The sequence below is a fragment of the Amycolatopsis sp. lyj-112 genome (assembly GCF_046549055.1).
In the GTDB taxonomy this organism is placed as follows: domain Bacteria; phylum Actinomycetota; class Actinomycetes; order Mycobacteriales; family Pseudonocardiaceae; genus Amycolatopsis.
The window spans coordinates 278,556-295,320 of record NZ_JAJPWS010000005.1; the positions used below are offsets into that span (position 1 = coordinate 278,556).

At 68.5% G+C, this 16,765-nt stretch carries 19 protein-coding genes; 13 read left to right on the forward strand and 6 right to left on the reverse strand.

The window, feature by feature from the left end:
• Nucleotides 1-32: 32 nt before the first annotated feature.
• The 4 genes from ACLJRL_RS19815 to ACLJRL_RS19830 are packed head-to-tail and all read left to right on the forward strand — an operon-like array spanning nt 33 to nt 2,517.
• Nucleotides 33-398: a hypothetical protein gene (locus ACLJRL_RS19815; RefSeq protein WP_410657699.1), complete on the forward strand. Its 366-nt coding sequence runs from the start codon at nt 33-35 to the stop codon at nt 396-398.
• On the forward strand, nt 395-1,618 hold the full coding sequence (locus ACLJRL_RS19820) for a hypothetical protein (RefSeq protein WP_410657700.1): 1,224 nt from the start codon (nt 395-397) through the stop codon (nt 1,616-1,618). Before ACLJRL_RS19815 ends, ACLJRL_RS19820 begins: the two co-directional genes overlap by 4 nt.
• Nucleotides 1,615-1,761 carry a hypothetical protein gene (locus tag ACLJRL_RS19825; protein ID WP_168214319.1) on the forward strand — a complete coding sequence of 49 codons (147 nt, stop codon included), beginning with the start codon at nt 1,615-1,617 and terminating at the stop codon, nt 1,759-1,761. The genes ACLJRL_RS19820 and ACLJRL_RS19825 overlap by 4 nt, the downstream gene beginning before the upstream one ends.
• A 30-nt stretch (nt 1,762-1,791) precedes the next feature.
• Entirely contained in the window at nt 1,792-2,517 is a 726-nt protein-coding gene (locus tag ACLJRL_RS19830) for a class I SAM-dependent methyltransferase (protein ID WP_410657701.1), read from the forward strand.
• Nucleotides 2,518-2,609: 92 nt separating this feature from the next.
• Here ACLJRL_RS19830 and ACLJRL_RS19835 read toward each other — a convergent pair whose 3' ends face one another.
• The gene (locus ACLJRL_RS19835; protein ID WP_410657702.1) at nt 2,610-3,158 is read right to left on the reverse strand and encodes a TetR/AcrR family transcriptional regulator; all 549 of its coding nucleotides are present in this window, start codon (nt 3,156-3,158) and stop codon (nt 2,610-2,612) included.
• A 93-nt stretch (nt 3,159-3,251) separates the two neighbouring features.
• On the opposite strand from ACLJRL_RS19835, the gene ACLJRL_RS19840 reads away from it, so the two are divergent.
• Together ACLJRL_RS19840 and ACLJRL_RS19845 are read left to right on the forward strand one after the other, a co-directional pair.
• Nucleotides 3,252-3,536 carry an antibiotic biosynthesis monooxygenase gene (locus tag ACLJRL_RS19840; RefSeq protein ID WP_410657703.1) on the forward strand — a complete coding sequence of 95 codons (285 nt, stop codon included), beginning with the start codon at nt 3,252-3,254 and terminating at the stop codon, nt 3,534-3,536.
• Nucleotides 3,533-4,117, forward strand: a complete 585-nt coding sequence (locus ACLJRL_RS19845; protein WP_410657704.1) for a DUF2867 domain-containing protein — start codon at nt 3,533-3,535, stop codon at nt 4,115-4,117. The genes ACLJRL_RS19840 and ACLJRL_RS19845 overlap by 4 nt, the downstream gene beginning before the upstream one ends.
• Nucleotides 4,118-4,189: 72 nt before the next feature.
• Here the strand turns inward: ACLJRL_RS19845 and ACLJRL_RS19850 are convergent, their stop codons facing one another.
• Nucleotides 4,190-4,630 carry a winged helix-turn-helix transcriptional regulator gene (locus ACLJRL_RS19850; RefSeq protein WP_410657705.1) on the reverse strand — a complete coding sequence of 147 codons (441 nt, stop codon included), beginning with the start codon at nt 4,628-4,630 and terminating at the stop codon, nt 4,190-4,192.
• Nucleotides 4,631-4,718: 88 nt separating this feature from the next.
• Between ACLJRL_RS19850 and ACLJRL_RS19855 the strand changes: the two genes are divergently transcribed.
• Both ACLJRL_RS19855 and ACLJRL_RS19860 read left to right on the forward strand, forming a co-directional pair.
• Entirely contained in the window at nt 4,719-5,900 is a 1,182-nt protein-coding gene (locus tag ACLJRL_RS19855) for a thiolase family protein (RefSeq protein WP_410657706.1), read from the forward strand.
• Complete coding sequence (locus tag ACLJRL_RS19860; RefSeq protein ID WP_410657707.1) at nt 5,897-6,781, forward strand: (4Fe-4S)-binding protein; 885 nt, start codon at nt 5,897-5,899, stop codon at nt 6,779-6,781. Before ACLJRL_RS19855 ends, ACLJRL_RS19860 begins: the two co-directional genes overlap by 4 nt.
• Nucleotides 6,782-6,871: 90 nt before the next feature.
• Here the strand turns inward: ACLJRL_RS19860 and ACLJRL_RS19865 are convergent, their stop codons facing one another.
• Nucleotides 6,872-7,951: a glycoside hydrolase family 5 protein gene (locus tag ACLJRL_RS19865; protein ID WP_410657708.1), complete on the reverse strand. Its 1,080-nt coding sequence runs from the start codon at nt 7,949-7,951 to the stop codon at nt 6,872-6,874.
• Nucleotides 7,952-8,127: 176 nt separating this feature from the next.
• Here ACLJRL_RS19865 and ACLJRL_RS19870 point away from each other — a divergent pair, with 176 nt between their 5' ends.
• The gene (locus ACLJRL_RS19870; protein WP_410657709.1) at nt 8,128-8,916 is read left to right on the forward strand and encodes a PIG-L family deacetylase; all 789 of its coding nucleotides are present in this window, start codon (nt 8,128-8,130) and stop codon (nt 8,914-8,916) included.
• On the opposite strand, the gene ACLJRL_RS19875 is transcribed toward ACLJRL_RS19870, so the two are convergent.
• Both ACLJRL_RS19875 and ACLJRL_RS19880 read right to left on the reverse strand, forming a co-directional pair.
• Nucleotides 8,870-9,472 carry a CGNR zinc finger domain-containing protein gene (locus ACLJRL_RS19875; RefSeq protein ID WP_410657710.1) on the reverse strand — a complete coding sequence of 201 codons (603 nt, stop codon included), beginning with the start codon at nt 9,470-9,472 and terminating at the stop codon, nt 8,870-8,872. The genes ACLJRL_RS19870 and ACLJRL_RS19875 overlap by 47 nt on opposite strands.
• 87 nt (nt 9,473-9,559) lie before the next feature.
• A complete protein-coding gene (locus tag ACLJRL_RS19880; protein ID WP_410657711.1) occupies nt 9,560-10,405 on the reverse strand; it encodes an LLM class flavin-dependent oxidoreductase in 846 nt (281 codons plus the stop codon).
• A gap of 190 nt (nt 10,406-10,595) precedes the next feature.
• Between ACLJRL_RS19880 and ACLJRL_RS19885 the strand changes: the two genes are divergently transcribed.
• On the forward strand, nt 10,596-11,861 hold the full coding sequence (locus ACLJRL_RS19885) for a family 1 glycosylhydrolase (protein WP_410657712.1): 1,266 nt from the start codon (nt 10,596-10,598) through the stop codon (nt 11,859-11,861).
• Nucleotides 11,862-11,931: 70 nt separating this feature from the next.
• On the opposite strand, the gene abc-f is transcribed toward ACLJRL_RS19885, so the two are convergent.
• The gene (abc-f, locus tag ACLJRL_RS19890; RefSeq protein ID WP_410657713.1) at nt 11,932-13,560 is read right to left on the reverse strand and encodes a ribosomal protection-like ABC-F family protein; all 1,629 of its coding nucleotides are present in this window, start codon (nt 13,558-13,560) and stop codon (nt 11,932-11,934) included.
• Between the two features lie 327 nt (nt 13,561-13,887).
• On the opposite strand from abc-f, the gene ACLJRL_RS19895 reads away from it, so the two are divergent.
• The 3 genes from ACLJRL_RS19895 to ACLJRL_RS19905 are packed head-to-tail and all read left to right on the forward strand — an operon-like array spanning nt 13,888 to nt 16,714.
• The gene (locus ACLJRL_RS19895) at nt 13,888-14,484 is read left to right on the forward strand and encodes a hypothetical protein (protein ID WP_410657714.1); all 597 of its coding nucleotides are present in this window, start codon (nt 13,888-13,890) and stop codon (nt 14,482-14,484) included.
• A 42-nt stretch (nt 14,485-14,526) separates the two neighbouring features.
• Entirely contained in the window at nt 14,527-15,354 is an 828-nt protein-coding gene (locus tag ACLJRL_RS19900) for a M55 family metallopeptidase (RefSeq protein ID WP_410657715.1), read from the forward strand.
• On the forward strand, nt 15,347-16,714 hold the full coding sequence (locus tag ACLJRL_RS19905) for a M20/M25/M40 family metallo-hydrolase (RefSeq protein ID WP_410657716.1): 1,368 nt from the start codon (nt 15,347-15,349) through the stop codon (nt 16,712-16,714). Before ACLJRL_RS19900 ends, ACLJRL_RS19905 begins: the two co-directional genes overlap by 8 nt.
• Nucleotides 16,715-16,765 lie beyond the last annotated feature (51 nt).

Genomic DNA, 16,765 nt, shown 5'->3' on the forward strand with positions numbered 1-16,765 from the left:
CAAGCCGGGGCGAACGACAGGGAGGAACCTCGATGCGGAGGATCAGCGGGATCTGCGGGCTCACCGTGGCCGCTTTGCTTGCGGTGGCGGGATGTTCGAGTCCGACCGGTGCCGAACCGACGCAGGCTCCCGGCGCCAAGACCGTCAAGTTCTCGATTACCGAGGGCAAGCGCACGGCGGGCCCGGACGAGGTCCCGGTGCGCAACGGCGAGAACGTCGCACTGGAGGTCACCTCCGACCAGCCGGACGAACTGCACGTCCACGGCTACGACAGGGCCGCCCAGCTGGAGCCCGGCGTGCCGGGGACGATCACCTTGACCGCGAACATCGAGGGGATCTTCGAGGTGGAACTGCACAAGAGCGGCGCGGCGGTGACCAAGCTCCGGGTGACCGGATGATCCTGGCGCACGGTCTCGGCGGCCGGTCCGATCTGCCGGTCCCGCTGTGGCTCGCGCTCTACGCGGGGGCCGCGGCCGTCGTGATCTCGTTCTTCGCGCTCACCATCCTCTGGAAGACGCCGAAGCTGCGCGGCGCGGACGCGGGCCGGGCGATTCCGGGTTCCCTGCAACGGTTCGTGGACAGCGCCTTCGTCCACATCGCACTCCGCGTGCTCGGCGTCGTCCTGTTCGCGGGATTCCTGGCGATGGCCTGGGCGGGCCCGGACAACTCGGCCGGCAACCCGGCGCCGGCCTGGTTCTACGTGTGGTTCTGGGTCGGCCTGGTCCCGCTTTCCCTGCTGTTCGGGCCGGTGTGGCGACGACTGAATCCACTCAGGACGATCGCTGCCCTGCTCCCCGTCCGCAACAAGGATCTGCCGGAGCGGGCCGGATACCTGCCCGCGATCGCCGGACTCGTCGCGTTTCTCTGGCTCGAGCTGGTTTTTCCGTATTCGGATTCGCCGCGAGCCATCGCGGCGTTCTGCTCCGTATATGCCGTTATACATATTGCTCTGGGTGTGGTCTTCGGGCCGCGCTGGTTCGACCGCGGCGACGCTTTCGAGGTCTACGCGCGCCTGATCGCGGCCCTCTCCCCCTTCGGCAGGCGCGCCGACGGACGGCTCGTGCTCAGGAATCCGCTGGACGGCCTGCTCACCATCACGCCCGCTCCGTGGCTGACTGCGCTGGTCCTGGTGGTGCTCGGGTCGACGGCGTTCGACGGGCTGACCCGGCTCCCCTTCTGGACGTCGCTCGACGCGGGCGTCCTCGGCGGTACCGCCGGCCTCGCGGCCTGTATCGCGCTCACCTATGGCGCGTACGCCGGCTCCATCAGCCTGACCAGGCCGTACCTGCGCCGCGGGTTCGACCCGTATCCCGCGTTCGCGCCGTCGCTGATCCCGATCATGGTCGGGTACACCGTCGCGCACTACTTCTCGTTCGCGGTGTTCTCCGGCCAGCAGGGTTTCGGCCGCGCGATCGACTACACGGTCGTCTCGACCGGCGTGATCGCGCTGGTGCAGATCGCCGGAATCGTCGCCGGGCACGTCCTGGCCGTAACCTCGGCGCATGATCGTTCCGTGGGCGTCCTGCGCACGAACTACGTCAAGGTGGGCCAGTACCCGATGCTGGCGCTGATGATCGGCTACACCGCGCTCGGGATCGCGCTGGTCTCGGGCTCATGACCCTCGCGGCGCGGGTGATGATGATGCACCAAGGCGGCTGGGACGAGATCCTGATCTTCGTCGGCCCCGTGGTGATCATCGGGCTGCTCATCTACGTCGCCCGCAAGCAGGTCCCGACCACGCCCGAAGAGGACGACGACTGAGCACCGGCCGGTTGTGCCAGGGTGGATCCTATGACTGGGACGGATTCCGCGCGGGCGAACGACTATGACGGTTTGGCCGAGGCGTACACGGCCGAGAACGAGACCAGCCTCAACAACGCCTACTACGAACGGCCCGCGACCCTGGCCCTCGCCGGGGATGTGACCGGACGGCGGATCCTCGACGCCGGCTGCGGCTCCGGTCCCCTGTTCGCCGCGCTGCGCGACGGCGGCGCCCTCGTGACCGGTTTCGACAAGAGCGCCGGGATGGTGGAGCAGGCCCGGCGAAGGCTGGGCGCCGAGGCGGATCTGCGGGTCGCCGACCTGGGCGAACCGCTGGCTCACCCCGACAACGCGTTCGACGACGTCATCGCGTCCCTGGTGCTGCACTACCTCCAGGACTGGGGGCCGGCGCTCACCGAGATCCGGCGTGTGCTGAAGACCGGCGGCCGGCTCATCGCCTCGGTCAATCACCCCACGGCCGAATACTGCATCGAGCGCATGTCCGGGCGCAGGCCCGACTATTTCGAGACCTACAACTCGATCCAGGAATGGCCACTGGGTGACCAGACCCTCCGGTTCAGCTTCTGGAACCGGCCGCTGCACGCGATGACCGACGCCTTCACCGCGGCCGGCTTCCGGATCTCCGTCATCAGCGAGCCCCAGCCGGTGCCGGCCGCCCGTGAACTGTTCCCCGAGGACTTCCCCTTGCTCGCGACCGCCCCGAGCTTCCTGTTCTTCGTCCTCGAAGCCGCCTAGGGGTTGCGCTGGGGGTGAGCGATGCCGTGAGGGCCACCCTCAGGGACTCAGAGTCCCTGAGGGTGGCCCTCACGCGCTCTGGCCTGGCCGGGCTAGCCGTCGAGAAGCAGTTGCCCGGCGCGTTCGGTGACCTCGTCACGGCTGCGGCCGCCGTGGTCGGCGGCCATGAAGTGCTTGCCGATGACGAGTGAGAACGCCAGCAGGCAACGGGCTTCGACCTCGTCCTCGTCGGCGAAGATCGCGCGCATGAGGGAACGCAGGTAGTCCATCCGCTGGTTGTCCACCCGCCGGAGCCGTTCCGCGACCGCCGGATCGCGCCGGGACCAATCGCGGATCGCGAGGTCGATCGGCAGGAGTTCGTCACTGGCGAGCATCCCCGCGCGCCGGATCTTCGCCCTGGCGTCCCCGCCGTCGCGCTCGACGCGTTCGAACAGTTCGCCGGTGCTCATGCGTTCCCAGGTGACGAGCATTTCCTCGATCAGCGCGCCGCGGTCGGCGAAGTGGCCGTAGAAACCGCCTTTGGTGACCCCGAGTGTCTTCGCGAGCGCCTCGACGCGGACGGCGTCAGGGCCTCCGATGGACAGTGCGCGCAGCCCCGCGTCGATCCAGGCACTCGGCGGGGTCCGGGTTTCAGCTGCCATGTGGTCACCGTATCCCCCGTCACCGTTCCCCCACGATCGCGATATATACGCTACCGTATAGATGGCGGAACGTACTGGGAGGAAACAAAAGACATGAACGTCGGATTCGTGGCCATGCACTACCCGCACGCCGACCATCACGACGAGTTCGTCGACCGGGTCCAGAAGGTCGCCGGAGTCCTGCGATCCACACCGGGCTGCCTCGCCGCCGACTGCTGGGTCACCGCCGCGGGCGACGCAGTCGTCTCGATCGTGCGCTGGGAATCCCCAGCGGCGCAGGCGGCTTCGATGCAGGTCTTGGCGACCGCGGACGTGGACGTCGCCTACGACGAACGCGAGGTCCGGCCGCGCGAGATCACCTCGCTGGTGTCGGCATGAAACTCGCGAAAACGGCTCACACCACGCACTCTTGGCGCATCCACGAGATCGCCGGCGACTTCGACATCGAGGACGTCTGGGCGTTGGAAACCCCTGGCGGGCCGGACGACTTCGACCGGCTGGTGAAGCAGTTCGCGTCGGGCGACTTTCCCGACGGGGCACCGCTGATCGTGCGGGCACTGTGGTCGCTGCGCTGGAAACTCGGCACGCTGTTCTGTTTGGACGAACGGGATTCCGGTCTCGATTCCCGGGTGGAGTCGCTGCGGGACCGGCTGCCGGACGACCTCCGCGATACCCCCACCGGCCCGGACGAGGACTGGCTGCCGTTCACGCCGGTCTACCGGCTGGACGACGAATTCGCCGCGGAACTGGCGAATCGGACCATGCACGGGGTCCTGCATCTGGCCTGGGTCGAGGACGAACCCGGGCACTATCGGGGTCAGATGGCGGTGCTGGTGAAACCCAACGGCCGGTTCGGCGCCGCGTACATGGCGTTCATCAAGCCGTTCCGGTACCTGTTCGTCTATCCCGCTCTGCTGCGGCTGATCGAGCGGAAGTGGCTCGCGACAACCCGCGTTTAGTCCTCTAGTTGCGGTAGATGCACGCGCATCTACCGCAACTAGAGGACTAAACGCGGCAGGTCAGGATGACGCTCACGGAGCCCGGCGCGTCGTCCGCACCAAGGTCATGTCCTTCTCCCGCACCGGTTCACGACAGTGCGCGCACACCGTCTCCGGCGCGAGGTCCTCCCCGCAGGCATGCCGCCACACCGTCGGCGGCGGCCCCTCCGTCACGTACTCGTCGCCCCACGCCATCAGGTTCAGCAGCACCTGGTTGAGCGCGTGCCCCGCATCGGTGAGCACGTACTCGTAGCGCGGCGGATGCTCTTCATAGAGCCGTTTTTCGAGGATCCCCGTCTCGACGAGTTTGCGCAGCCGCGCGGTCAGGATGTCCCGGCTCGCGCCGGTGTTGCGGACGATCTGGTCGAACCGCCGCGCCCCGAAGAACACTTCGCGCAGCGCGAGCAGGCTCCAGCGCTCCCCGATCACCTCCATCGCGTTCGCGATCGAGCAGTCCCTCGGCCCTTCGGTCATGCGATCAGCGTAAACCCAGTGAGTCTTGATTTCCAACCCACTCGATGTCAGAGTGAGTTGGATATCCCAACTCAGCTAGGAGGCTGCCATGCACGACGCGGTCATCGTGGACGCCGTCCGGACTCCGATCGGCAAGGGCAAGCCGGGCGGCTCCCTGCACGAGGTCCACCCTGTCCAGTTGCTGGCCCACACCCTCCAAGCGCTCGTCCAGCGCAACGGTCTCGATCCGGCGCTCATCGACGACGTCATCGGCGGCGCCGTCGACCAGGTCGGCGAGCAGGCCCAGAACGTCACGCGATGGGCGGCACTCGCCGCCGGACTGCCCGAGAGCGTGCCCGCGACGACCGTCGACAGGCAGTGCGGGAGCAGCCAGCAGGCCGTGCACTTCGCCGCGCAGGGTGTCATGGCCGGCGCCTACGACGTCGTCATCGCATGCGGTGTCGAGTCCATGAGCCGCGTGCCGATGTGGTCGAACGTCCTGCCCGGCACCGATCCCCTCGGCCCCGGCGTCGCCGAACGCTATCCGGAAGGCCTGGTGCCGCAAGGGATCAGCGCCGAACTGATCGCCGCGAAGTGGTCGCTCAGCCGGGAGTCGATGGACGCGTTCGCCGTGTCGTCGCATCAGAAGGCCGTCCGCGCGCACCAGCTCGGGCGGTTCGCGAGCCAGATCGTGCCGATCGAGACGCCCTCCGGCATCGTCTCGGCCGACGAGTCGGTCCGGCCCGGCACCGACCTCGAGACGCTGGCGAAGCTGCGCCCGGCGTTCCAGGACCCGGCGATCGCCGAACGATTCCCGCAGATCGACTGGTCGGTGACCGCGGGCAACAGCAGCCCGGTCAACGACGGCGCCTCCGCGGTACTGATCACTTCCAGTGAGACGGCGGCGAAGCTCGGGCTCCGTCCCCGCGCCCGGCTGCACAGTTTCGCCGTCACCGGTTCCGACCCGCTGCTGATGCTCACCGGCGTCATCCCGGCGACGGAGAAGGTGTTGCGGCGCGCGGGTCTGCGCCTGGAGGACATCGACCTGTTCGAGATCAACGAAGCGTTCGCCAGTGTCGTGCTGGCGTGGCAGCAGGAGACCGGGGCCGATCCGGCGAAGGTCAACGTCCACGGCGGGGCGATCGCGCTGGGTCATCCGCTCGGCGCGAGCGGCACCCGGCTGATGGGCACGCTCGTCAACGCGTTGCACCACCACGGCGCGCGCTACGGCCTGCAGGCGATGTGCGAAGGCGGCGGCCAGGCCAACGCGACCATCCTGGAGGCGCTGTGACGAGCCGGCTTCCCAAGAAACTGGCGGACCATCCCTCGGTCCGGGCGGTGCTCGCCAGACCACGGGGCGAACCGTCACCGGTGATCGATGCCGCCTGGCTCAAGGAGATCTGCCTCGCCGCGGGCGCCGACGACGCGGCGGCGGTCTCGCTGGGCCATCCGGATCTGGCCGGGGAACGCGAACACGTCCTGCGTGCGCTGCCGGGCACGAAGACCCTGGTCTCGCTGGTGGTCCGGCTGAATCGCGACGACGTCCGCTCCCCCGCGCGCAGCGTGGCCAATCAGGAGTTCCACCGTGGCGGCGAAATCATCAACGAGGCCGGGCACACGATCGTCCGCGCCCTGCAGGACGCCGGGTACCGCGCGATCAACCCGTCCGCGACCTTTCCGATGGAGATGGAGAACTATCCCGGCCGGATCTGGGTGGTGGCCCACAAAACGGTCGCCGTCGCGGCCGGGCTCGGCGCCATGGGCCTCCACCGCAATGTCATCCACCCGAAGTTCGTCAACTTCGTCCTGCTGGCGACGCTCCTGGTCGGCGCCGAGGTGTCCTCCCACGGCGAAGCGCTGGACTACAACCCCTGTCTGGAATGCAAGCTCTGTGTCGCGGCCTGCCCGATCGGGGTGTCGATGTGGCAGAGCCTCGCGTTCAAGCCGAACTACAAGGCCGCCTACTGCATGGCCGTCTGTCCGGCGGGGGAAGACGTGCTCGGGCCCTACCTCGACGATCGCCGCGGTTTCCTCGGGACGGTGGTGAAACCGTTGCAGGACAAAGTAGAGATGCTGTACGTGCGGCCGGGTTCACCGGCGAGGGAGTACGCCGAGCGCCGGTTCCCGCACAAGCCGGTGAAGGAGGTCGACGGCGGCTACCGCACTCGATAGCGCGCTCCGCTCGACTGAGACGTCAGGAAAGGGGCTTTCAAGACAGAATCTGTCCTGAAAGCCCCTTTCCTGACCTACGCGCTGCCGGGATCAGGAGGTCGGGAAGTTGTCCGCGGTACGGATGCGGTCCCGGATCCAGACACCGGCGGGCTTCAGCGGAGCCGTGCCGGTGAACGAGCTGCCCGAGCAGGTGCCCGGTTTGAACACCGCGCCCGAACGGTTGTCGTCGGAGAAGTTCCAGTTGGTCCAGCTGATCTTCTTCGACGCCAGGAAGTCCAGGTACTTCTGGGAGTTGGTGAAATCGTTGCCGCCGTCACCGCTGGCGGTCTGGGTGCCGAACTCGGTCACGAACAGCGGGATCTTGCTCGCGGCGCGGGTCAGCGCGTTGAAGTACTCGGCTTTGTGCGACGCCGCGTAGAAGTGGAACGTGTACATGAAGTTGCTCGCACGGACCGGGTTGTTGATGACGTCGGCCTCGGTGCGGCCGTCGGAGATCCCGAGCGAGCCCCAGCCGTGGGTGCCCACCAGCACGACGCCGTCGGAGTCCTGGGCGCGGATGACCGGGATCATCTGCTCCGCGTAGCTGCGGACGCGGTCCCAGCTGACGTTGTTGGGCTCGTTGGCGATGTCGTAGATGATGTTGGTCTTGTCCTTGTGCCGCTGGGCGATCTCGGTGAAGAACGTCTTGGCGCGGCTGAGGTTGGCGTTCGGGTCGCCCGGGGTGAGCTGGTGCCAGTCGACCAGGGCGTACAACCCGCGTTTGGTGGCTTCTTCGATGTACCCGTGCACCATGTCGGTGAACTTGCGCGGGTTGGTCTCGTAGCCGCCTTCCTGGATGTACATCGAGATCCGGAGGACGTCGGCCTTCCAGTCGTTGGCCAGCGCGTCGAGCGAAGCGGTCTTCACGCATTGGCTGTACCACTGGATTCCGTGGGTGCTCATGCCCCGGAGCTGGATGGGTTTACCGGCCTGGTTGCAGAGCTGGAGGCCACAGACCTTCAGCTGTCCGTTGATCGCCGCCGGGCTGCCCGGCGGCAGCGCGGCGGCTGCCTGCGTTGCGGGTTCGGCCACGGTCTCGGTCGCCATCGAGGTGCTCGCGGCGGCGATCGGGGCCAGTAGTCCGGCGGCCAGTGCGGCCGTCACCCGGAGACGGATCTTGTCCCAACGCATTCGGCTTCTCCTCTCGCGTCGGCGCACCGGCGTTGGCACGTCGACGGTCAGGGCGGCGGGATTAAATAGGAAACTTTCCTTACTATTGGAAAGTAAAGGAGAGATTACCCACGAGCTCGACGGACGGTCAAGACTTGACCACCGACTGTTTCCCTGACCTCGGGCATGCTCGGAGCGTGACGACCATCGCGGCCTTCCACGCCCATCCCGACGACGAGGCGCTGCTGACCGGCGGCACGCTCGCCCGCGCCGCCGCCGACGGCCATCGGGTCGTGCTGGTGGTCGCCACCATCGGCATGGACGGCGAGGACCCGTCACGGATGGCCGAACTGGAGGCGAGCGCGAAGGTGCTGGGCGTCCGGCGCGTCGTGCATCTCGGGTACGCCGGGAGCGGTCACGGCGCGATCCTCTACCCGGATCCGCCCGGCTGGGTTCGCTTTGTCCGTGCCGATACCGACGAGGCGGCTGCCCGGCTCGTGGCGATCCTGCGCGAGGAGCGCGCGTCGGTGTTGCTGAGCTACGACCGGAACGGCGGCTACGGCCACCGCGACCACGTCAAGGTGCACGAGGTCGGCACCCGGGCGGCCGAACTGGCCGGCGACGTCCGGCTGTTCGAGGCGACCATCCCCCGCGACACCGTCGCCCGCCTGGTGCGGATCGTGCGTCTGCTCCGGATCCCGTTCCGGTACGACGTCGACGCGCTGCTGCGTGCCTACAGTGGAAGGTCCGAGATCACGCACACCTTCGGCGTCCGCCGCTTCGCCAAGGCCAAGCAGGCGGCCATCGCCGCGCACGGTTCGCAGGTGACCGGCAACGGCAGGCTCGCGCCGCTCATGCGCGTGCTCACCCGGCTTCCCGCGCCGGTCTTCGGTCTCGTGTTCAACCGCGAGTGGTACATCGACGCGACACCCGGCGGAGTCACGGATCCGGACGCCGGACGCGAGCCCGGTAGGCGGCGGCCTTGACCCGGTTCTGGCAGGCCAGCCCGCAGAAGCGCTTGATCTGGGCCTGGCTCACGTCGACGTACACCTGATCGCAGCGAGGCGCCGCGCAAAGCCCGACGCGATGCGGGATGTGGTCGCCGAGCGCGGCGGCCACGGACACCGCCATCCCGGCCGACCACCGCTGGACGAGATCGGCTTCGGGACTGTGGAAGTGCAAGTGCCATGACCGGTTGTCGTGGCGGTGCAGGCACGGGCGCGCGTCGCTCTCGGCGAGCACCCGGTTGAGCAGACCGGCCGCCTTGTCTTTCTCACCAAGGGAAAGCGCCTCGATGACCGCGCGCAGCCGCGACGCGAGGGTGTGCAGGCGTTCGGCGTCGAACGGATCGACGTGACCGTTCCCCGTCCCGCCGTCGCCGAGCACGCCCGCCGCGGCGCGCACCAGGTCCTCGCCTCTCAACGTTCGCTTCGGCTTGCCGTGGACGTGCGCTCCGGTCAGGGCGTTGATCAGCGCGACCCCGGTTTCCAGATGCAGCGTGTGATGTCCGTCGAGCTTGGCCCCGTCCGGCTCGTCAGACATCGAACCCCTCTCCCCCGACGCAACGACTGTCCACTGTGGACCAGGCGCGACCCATGCGCGACTAGAGGACTACTTGCGACGCGGAGATCACCACCGCGGCGGCCCCGCGTCCACGATCTTCTGCGAAAGCTCCAGCGGATCGAGGTGCATCAGCGACTCCATCCACCACGTCATCCCGGCCCGCGCCAGCGCGGGAAGGTCCACCTTGATCGGCTCTTCCCACGCGGGACTCGCGTTCCCGGCGACGGCGATGTCGAACGGGCGGTCCGGGGCGAGCCCGGCGAGGCCGAGCGCGCGGTGGGTTTCGGCGATCTCCTCGGCGGTCGGCGTGTGGTCCTCGGGGTTCGGGAAGATCCCGTCGCACAGGGCCGCCCGCCGCACCACCCGCGGGTTGTCGGTGGAACTGGCCACCCAGATCGGGATCGGGAACGGCTCGGGCGGGGCTTCGGCCAGCGCGACCTGGTAGTGCGCGCCGTCGTGGTCGAACCGCCTGCCGGACCAGATCGCGCGGATGACGTCGAGGCCTTCGTCGAACATCGCCGACCGGGTCAGCAGGTCGGTCTGCTCGCCGAACCGGCTGAAGTCACCGGATTCGTCCGAGCCCAGGCCGGCGCCGAGGATCAGGCGGCCGCCGGAAAGCCGGCTGACCGTGGACGCGTGCCGGGCGACCACCCACGGGCGGCGCCGCGCGGGCGGGGTGATCATCGGCCCGAACCGCAGCCCGCTGGTGGCGTGCGCGATCGCGCCGAGCGTCGTCCACGGGTCGGCGATGGGCATCGTGTCCGCGACCACGTGGTCCCACAGGAAGAAGCCGTCCCAGCCGGCGGCCTCCGCGCGCACGGCGAGGTCGACGAGCACCGCGGGCTCGCCGAACGGGCCGAAAGGCGGCAGGTAGACGGCATGGCGGACCGGGTTGCCGGTCAAATCGATCATCTCCCCAACGTCATCGTCGAAGTCCCCGGACGGCCGCTTGTTTACACCGTTCACACACGTTAACGTCCGCAAGATGGCGGAAGACGCGGACAGCCGTGAACGATCGACGAAGTGGCCGGAACATCGGGGAAGGTTACGCCGGGCGCTGGCTTTGGCGGTCGCCGTCTCACTATGCGCGACACTGAACGCCGTGAACGCGTCCGCATCGCAGGACGACGGCTGGTCCCGTGACTTCTATTGGGGCGTCGCGTCGTCGGGTTACCAGTCCGAAGGCAGCGCCCCGGACAGCAACTGGAAGCGGTTCGTGGACCGCGCCGCGGGCAAGGACGGCGTCGACGAGTACCGGGACTCGGTGGACTTCCGGCACCGCTACGCCGACGACATCCGCCTGGCGGCCGGGCTCGGCGTCAACACCTACCGCTTCGGTGTCGAGTGGGCCCGCGTCGAGCCCGCGCCCGGGCAGTGGGACGAAACGGCACTCGCCTTTTACGACGACGTGATCCGGCAGGTACGCGAAGCCGGGATGACGCCGATGATCACGCTGAACCACTGGGTCTACCCGGGTTGGGCACTGGATCAGGGCGGCTGGGCGGAGACGCGGACCGCCGACGCGTGGCTGGAATTCAGCCGCCGGATCGTCCAGCGCTACGCCGGCCAGGAGGTCCTGTGGGTGACGTTCAACGAACCGCTGATCTTCCTCAAGAACGAGCAGAAGGTCGGCGCGCTGAACGCGACTCAGTACTTCGCCGCGCAGTCCAATGTGGTGCAGGCGCACCGGCGGGCCTACGACCTGATCCACGAGATCGATCCGACGTCGAAGGTCACCAGCAACCAGGCCTACATCACCGGGGTCAACGGCATGGCCGACTGGTTCTTCCTTGACCAGGTCAAGGACAAGCTCGACTTCATCGGCATCGATTACTACTACGGCCTCAGCGTCGACAACTGGACGGTGTTCGCCGCCGCCTCCGACAAGTTCTGGGACGTGAAGCTGCAGCCGGAAGGCATCTACTACGCGCTGCGCAGCTACCACAACCGCTTCCCGCGCTTGCCGTTGTACGTCGTCGAGAACGGCATGGCGACCGACAACGGCCAGATACGCGACGCCGGCTACACCCGCGGCGACAACGTCCGCGACACCGTCTACTGGCTCCAGCGGGCGAAGGCCGACGGGATGAACCTCATCGGCTACAACTACTGGAGCCTGACCGACAACTACGAATGGGGCAGCTACCGAGCCCGGTTCGGGCTGTACACGGTGGACGTCCTCACCGATCCCACGCTGACCCGGCGCCCCACGGACGCCGTTCCCGCGTACCAGGGACTGGTCACGGCGGGTGGCGTGGCGCAGGGCTACCGGCTCAAGCGGCAACCGGGGATCTGCTCGCTGGTCGACGGGCTGAACAGCTGCCTCAACCCGGCGAAGGTCGACGGTCCGCTCGTACCGCTGAAGTGACCGTCTACAGGGGACTGTCCCCTGTAGACGGCCGCTCTGCTGGACAGCGATGGGGTTGGACGGCGATGGGTCAGACGGCGACCGGTTCGGGTGCGAGTTCGAGCCGCCTGCCCACGAACGTCCGCCGCATCCGCCGGTCGTGGGTGACGACCACGAGCGCGCCGCCGTACTCGCCCAGTGCCTGCTCCATCTCCTCCACCAGATCCGGAGCCAGGTGGTTGGTCGGCTCGTCGAGCAGCAGCAGGTCGGTCCCGGCCGTCACCAGCCTGGCCAGTTCCAGCCTGCGGCGCTGCCCGACGGACAGCTCCCGGACCGGTTTGCGCAGGTCCGGTGCCCGGAAGAGGCCCAAGGACAACAGTTTCCCGGCGGCGTCCTCCTCGCCGTACCCGGCCGCGAACACCTCCAGCACGGTTCGGGTGTCGCCCGCGAGGCCGCCGTTCTGGCGCAGGTACCCGATCCGGCCCGCCCGATCGGCCGAGCCTGTCGACGGGGCCAGTTCCCCGGCGAGTACCCGCATGAGGGTGGTCTTGCCCGCGCCGTTGGGACCGGTCACGAGCACCCGCTCCCCGGGCAGCACGCTGAGCGAGGTCGGCAGCAGCCGTCCGGCCACCGCGACGTTGTCCACCTTCACCACGTGCCGATCGACTTCGGCCTCACCACCGGCGATCCGCGCCGTGAACCGCAGCGGCTGCGGCGGAGGCGGGACCGGCGCGGCTTCGAGCCGCTGGATCCGTTCCCGCGCCGAGCGGATCCGGCTCATCGCCCCGTGGGAACGGGACCGCGCCCGGAAGGCACCCGCCCCGCTGAAGGCCGCCGGGGCCTTGCGCGGGATGGCCGAGAACCGGTCGATGTTCACGTCGGCCAGCGCCTCGTGCCGGGCCTTGTCCTGGCGCCACTCCTCGTATTCCCGGACCCACCGGGCCCGGGACGCCTCCTTCGCGGCGAGATAGCCCGGATAGCCGTTGCCGTGCCGGTACACGGTCCGGCGATCGGCGTCGACCTCGAGGATCGTGGTGGTGACACGGCTGAGGAACATCCGGTCGTGGGTGATCGCGATGAGCCTGCCGCGATGCCCGCGGAGGTGGTTCTCCAGCCAGGCGACGGCTTCGTCGTCGAGATCGTTGGTCGGCTCGTCCAGCAACAGCAGTTCGGGTGCCGCGGCCAAGGTGGCGGCCAGCGCGAGCCGGGACCGCTGCCCGCCGGACAGGGTGCCCAGCGCACGATCCCGGTCCAGGCCGGGCTGCCCGAGCCCGTGCAGAGCGACCTCGACCCTGGCATCGGCCTCATAACCGCCACGCGCTTCGTAGGCTGTCGTGAGATCGCCGTACGCGACCAGGTCCTCGGCGGTTTCCAAGGACGCCTCGGCCGCCCGCAGCCGGGTTTCCAGCTCCCGGATATCGGACAGCGCGACGTCGATCGCGTCCCCGACGGTGGCGGAGCCGGGCAGTTCCAGCGTCTGCGCGAGATAGCCGACGCCACCCGGCGCGGTGACGGTGACCGTGCCGTTGTCCGCCTCGCCGTGCCCGGCGATCAGCCGCAGCAAAGTGGACTTGCCCGACCCGTTGTCGCCGATGACACCGGCTTTCTCCCCCGGTTTGACGGTGAAGCCGACCTGGTCGAGGACGACGTGGTCGTCGAAACGTTTGGTGACGCCGGAAAGCACGAGTTGAGTTCCGGCGGTCTGATGCGGGGCACGCATGGGCGTCCTCCTGAGATTCTCGGCAGAGCCGATCGCGATCGGGAAGGGAGCGATTTCCGCGCACGAAGAAAAGGGGGATCGCACGCGGAAGGACGCGGCCCGGCGGAGCGAAGGCTCTACGCCAGGGCCGCGTCGAAGGCCCGGATCACAGGAAGAACAAGATGCCCATGTGCACGAAGGTAGCCGGAGAACGCGGACGGGCAAAACGAATTAACGGCTGTGTACGGATTCACAGAGTGGTCTGTGTCCCTCTACCGCGACATCGGCGCCGGAGTGACCGACAATCCAAGGTGGAGGTATTCGCGGTCTTGAGGGAATGGGGTCCTCGTGCACGGGTCCAACGGTCCGGTCGCCCGGTTCCGACGACGGCTCTTCCCGGGGCGTAACTCGCTCGCCCGCAACTCGGACCGCTTCGAAGCCCTCCTCCTGAAGCTCCTCATCCTCGCCGCCCTGCTCGCGATCCCTGTCGCGGCCACCGCCGGTTCGGCCCATTACGGCGGTCAGGTCGCCTCGGCCGCCTCCGACGCGGCGAACCACCGGGCCACCACGGCGTATCTCCTGAAGGCCGCACCCCTCCGGATCGCCGACAGCGAGAGCGTCGGGATCGACGACTCGACCACCGACGCGGCCTGGACCGATTCGCGCGGCGACCGGCACACCGGGCCCGTCGTCGCTTCCCCCGGCAGCCCCGCCGGTTCACCCGTGCCGATCTGGGTCGACACCCGCGGCGAACTCACCTCCGCACCGAAGACCGCGTCGACGGCCGTGTTCGATTCCGTGCTCGTCGCGTTCTGGCTGTGGTTCGCGGTGATCGCCGCACTGGTCGTGATCCACCGGGCGACCCGGCTCGTGCTCGACCGGCGCCGGACCGCCGCCTGGGAGCGCGCTTGGGCGGTCTACCCGCGTTCTGGTTCGTGGCCCTGATGCCGGCGGCGAAGGCAAAGCACCTCGGCTAAAGTGCCCGGCATGCGCATCATGATCTCGGCGGATATGGAGGGCGCCACCGGCGTCACCTGGACCGAGGACGTCATCCCCGGTACCGAGCAGTGGCAACGGTTCCGGCGCCTGTTCACCGGGGACGTCAACGCGACCATCGCCGGCCTGTTCGACGCCGGCGCCACCGACGTACTGGTCAACGAGGCGCATTCCTCCCAGCGGAACCTCCTGCTCGAAGACCTCGACGGCCGCGCCCGGATGCTCACCGGCAGGCACAAACCACTCTCGATGATGCAGGGAATCGACAGCGGCATGGACGGCGTCGTGTTCCTCGGCTACCACGCCGGTGCCGGATTCGACGGCGTCCTCTCCCACACTTACCTGGAGAACCAGATCACCGGTGTGTGGCTCGACGACGTCCCGGCCAGCGAAGGCAGGCTCAACGCCGCGATGGCCGCCGAGTACGGCGTCCCGGTGCTGGTGGTGTCCGGTGACGACAAGGCATGCGACGACGCTCGCGACTACGCGCCCGAGGCCGAAATGGTGACGGTGAAGGAATGCGTCAGCCGGTACGCCGCGATCTGCCTCCCGCCGGCCAGGACCGCGGAACTGCTGGCGTCCGCCGCGGCGGACGCGATGAACCGGGCGGGCCGGGTCGAGCGGTTCACGACTCCCCACCGGATCGAGGTCGAGTTCGACGCGAGCCATCTCGCGCAAGCCGCCGCGGTCATCCCGACGGTGGAACAGATCGGTGTCCGGAAGGTCGGGTTCGACGCGGCCGACATGACCGAGGCGATGAAGGCGTTCAAGATCGTCACGGCGATCGCGGCCGGGGCGGTGCAAGGAATCTATGGCTGACATGGAAACGCAGGGCGAGCTTCGCGACCATTCTGACGCGATCGCGGACGCGGGTTCTCGCAAGAACGCTGACATCGATGTCGTCGACGTTTGTTCGCGGCTGATCCGGTTCGACACCACGAACCGGGGCAACGGGGATTCCGAGGGCGAGCGCGAGGCGGCCGAATACATCGCCTCACTGCTCTCGGAGATCGGGATCGACTCGAAGATCATCGAGTCCGCGCACCGGCGCGCGAACGTGATCGCCCGGGTCCCCGGCACCGATCCGAGCCTGCCCGCGCTGCTCGTGCAAGGGCATCTCGACGTCGTCCCGGCCGACGCGGCCGACTGGTCGGTGGACCCGTTCTCCGGCGAGGTCCGGGACGGGTTCCTCTGGGGCCGCGGCGCGGTGGACATGAAGGACTTCTGCGCGATGGTGATCGCCGCCTTCGCCGCGGGCGCCCGCCCTCGCCGGGACATCGTCCTGGCGTTCGTCGCCGACGAGGAGGACAAGGGCGAATACGGTGCGCATTGGCTCGCCGCGGCGCACCGAGATCTGTTCGACGGCTGCGCGGCCGCGATCAGCGAATCGGGCGCGTACACCTACCACGTTCCCGCCGCCGACGGCCGGACCGTGCGCCTCTACCCGGTGGCGACCGCCGAACGCGGCACGGCGCACCTGCGGCTCACCGCCAAGGGACGTGCCGGGCACGGTTCGCGGCCCAACGACGAGAACGCGGTCACCCGGCTGATCACCGCGCTCGGCAAGATCGCGGCGCACCGCTGGCCCGCCCAGCTGACCCCGACGGTACAAGCGTTCCTGGAACGCACCGGGGAAGCGCTCGGCGTCGCGGTCGATCTGTCCGATATGGACGGAACGATCGCGCGGCTCGGCCCGGCGGGAGCGCTGGTGGTGCCGACGGTCCGCAACAGCACGACCCCGACCATGCTCGACGCGGGCTACAAGGTGAACGTCATCCCGAGTTCGGCGGAGGCCCAGGTGGACGTCCGGGTGCTGCCCGGCTCCGAAGCGGACCTGTTCGCCGAACTCGACGCCATGCTCGGCGAGGGTGTCACCCGGGAGTTCGTCGCGCACCAGCCGCCGATCCAGGCACCGGTGGATTCGCCGTGGTTCGACGCGATGGCGGACGCGCTGCGGTCACAGGACCCCGAAGCGGTCGTGGTCCCGTACTGCATGGGTGGCGGGACGGACGCGAAGGCGTTCGGCCCGCTCGGAATCGACTGCTACGGCTTCGCGCCGCTGTGGCTGCCGGAGGGTTTCCCTTACCGGGCAATGGCCCACGGCGTCGACGAACGAGTGCCGGTCGAAGGGCTCCGCTTCGGCACGCGGGTGCTGAGGCACTTCCTGGAGAACTGCTGACGGGCTTTCATCCGAATTTCATGAAGCCCGCCTAGCGTCGGCGACGATGAA

What these genes read in the sequence shown, in the direction of transcription:
- ACLJRL_RS19875 (WP_410657710.1), bottom strand. Translation starts at nt 9,472, where the DNA reads ATGTCTGACGAGCCGGACGGGGCCAAGCTCGACGGACATCACACGCTG.
- ACLJRL_RS19845 (WP_410657704.1), top strand. Translation starts at nt 3,533, where the DNA reads ATGAAACTCGCGAAAACGGCTCACACCACGCACTCTTGGCGCATCCAC.
- ACLJRL_RS19820 (WP_410657700.1), top strand. Translation starts at nt 395, where the DNA reads ATGATCCTGGCGCACGGTCTCGGCGGCCGGTCCGATCTGCCGGTCCCG.
- ACLJRL_RS19850 (WP_410657705.1), bottom strand. Translation starts at nt 4,630, where the DNA reads ATGACCGAAGGGCCGAGGGACTGCTCGATCGCGAACGCGATGGAGGTG.
- abc-f (WP_410657713.1), bottom strand. Translation starts at nt 13,560, where the DNA reads ATGCGTGCCCCGCATCAGACCGCCGGAACTCAACTCGTGCTTTCCGGC.
- ACLJRL_RS19865 (WP_410657708.1), bottom strand. Translation starts at nt 7,951, where the DNA reads ATGCGTTGGGACAAGATCCGTCTCCGGGTGACGGCCGCACTGGCCGCC.
- ACLJRL_RS19905 (WP_410657716.1), top strand. Translation starts at nt 15,347, where the DNA reads ATGGCTGACATGGAAACGCAGGGCGAGCTTCGCGACCATTCTGACGCG.
- ACLJRL_RS19880 (WP_410657711.1), bottom strand. Translation starts at nt 10,405, where the DNA reads ATGATCGATTTGACCGGCAACCCGGTCCGCCATGCCGTCTACCTGCCG.
- ACLJRL_RS19840 (WP_410657703.1), top strand. Translation starts at nt 3,252, where the DNA reads ATGAACGTCGGATTCGTGGCCATGCACTACCCGCACGCCGACCATCAC.
- ACLJRL_RS19830 (WP_410657701.1), top strand. Translation starts at nt 1,792, where the DNA reads ATGACTGGGACGGATTCCGCGCGGGCGAACGACTATGACGGTTTGGCC.
- ACLJRL_RS19815 (WP_410657699.1), top strand. Translation starts at nt 33, where the DNA reads ATGCGGAGGATCAGCGGGATCTGCGGGCTCACCGTGGCCGCTTTGCTT.
- ACLJRL_RS19900 (WP_410657715.1), top strand. Translation starts at nt 14,527, where the DNA reads ATGCGCATCATGATCTCGGCGGATATGGAGGGCGCCACCGGCGTCACC.
- ACLJRL_RS19835 (WP_410657702.1), bottom strand. Translation starts at nt 3,158, where the DNA reads ATGGCAGCTGAAACCCGGACCCCGCCGAGTGCCTGGATCGACGCGGGG.
- ACLJRL_RS19855 (WP_410657706.1), top strand. Translation starts at nt 4,719, where the DNA reads ATGCACGACGCGGTCATCGTGGACGCCGTCCGGACTCCGATCGGCAAG.
- ACLJRL_RS19825 (WP_168214319.1), top strand. Translation starts at nt 1,615, where the DNA reads ATGACCCTCGCGGCGCGGGTGATGATGATGCACCAAGGCGGCTGGGAC.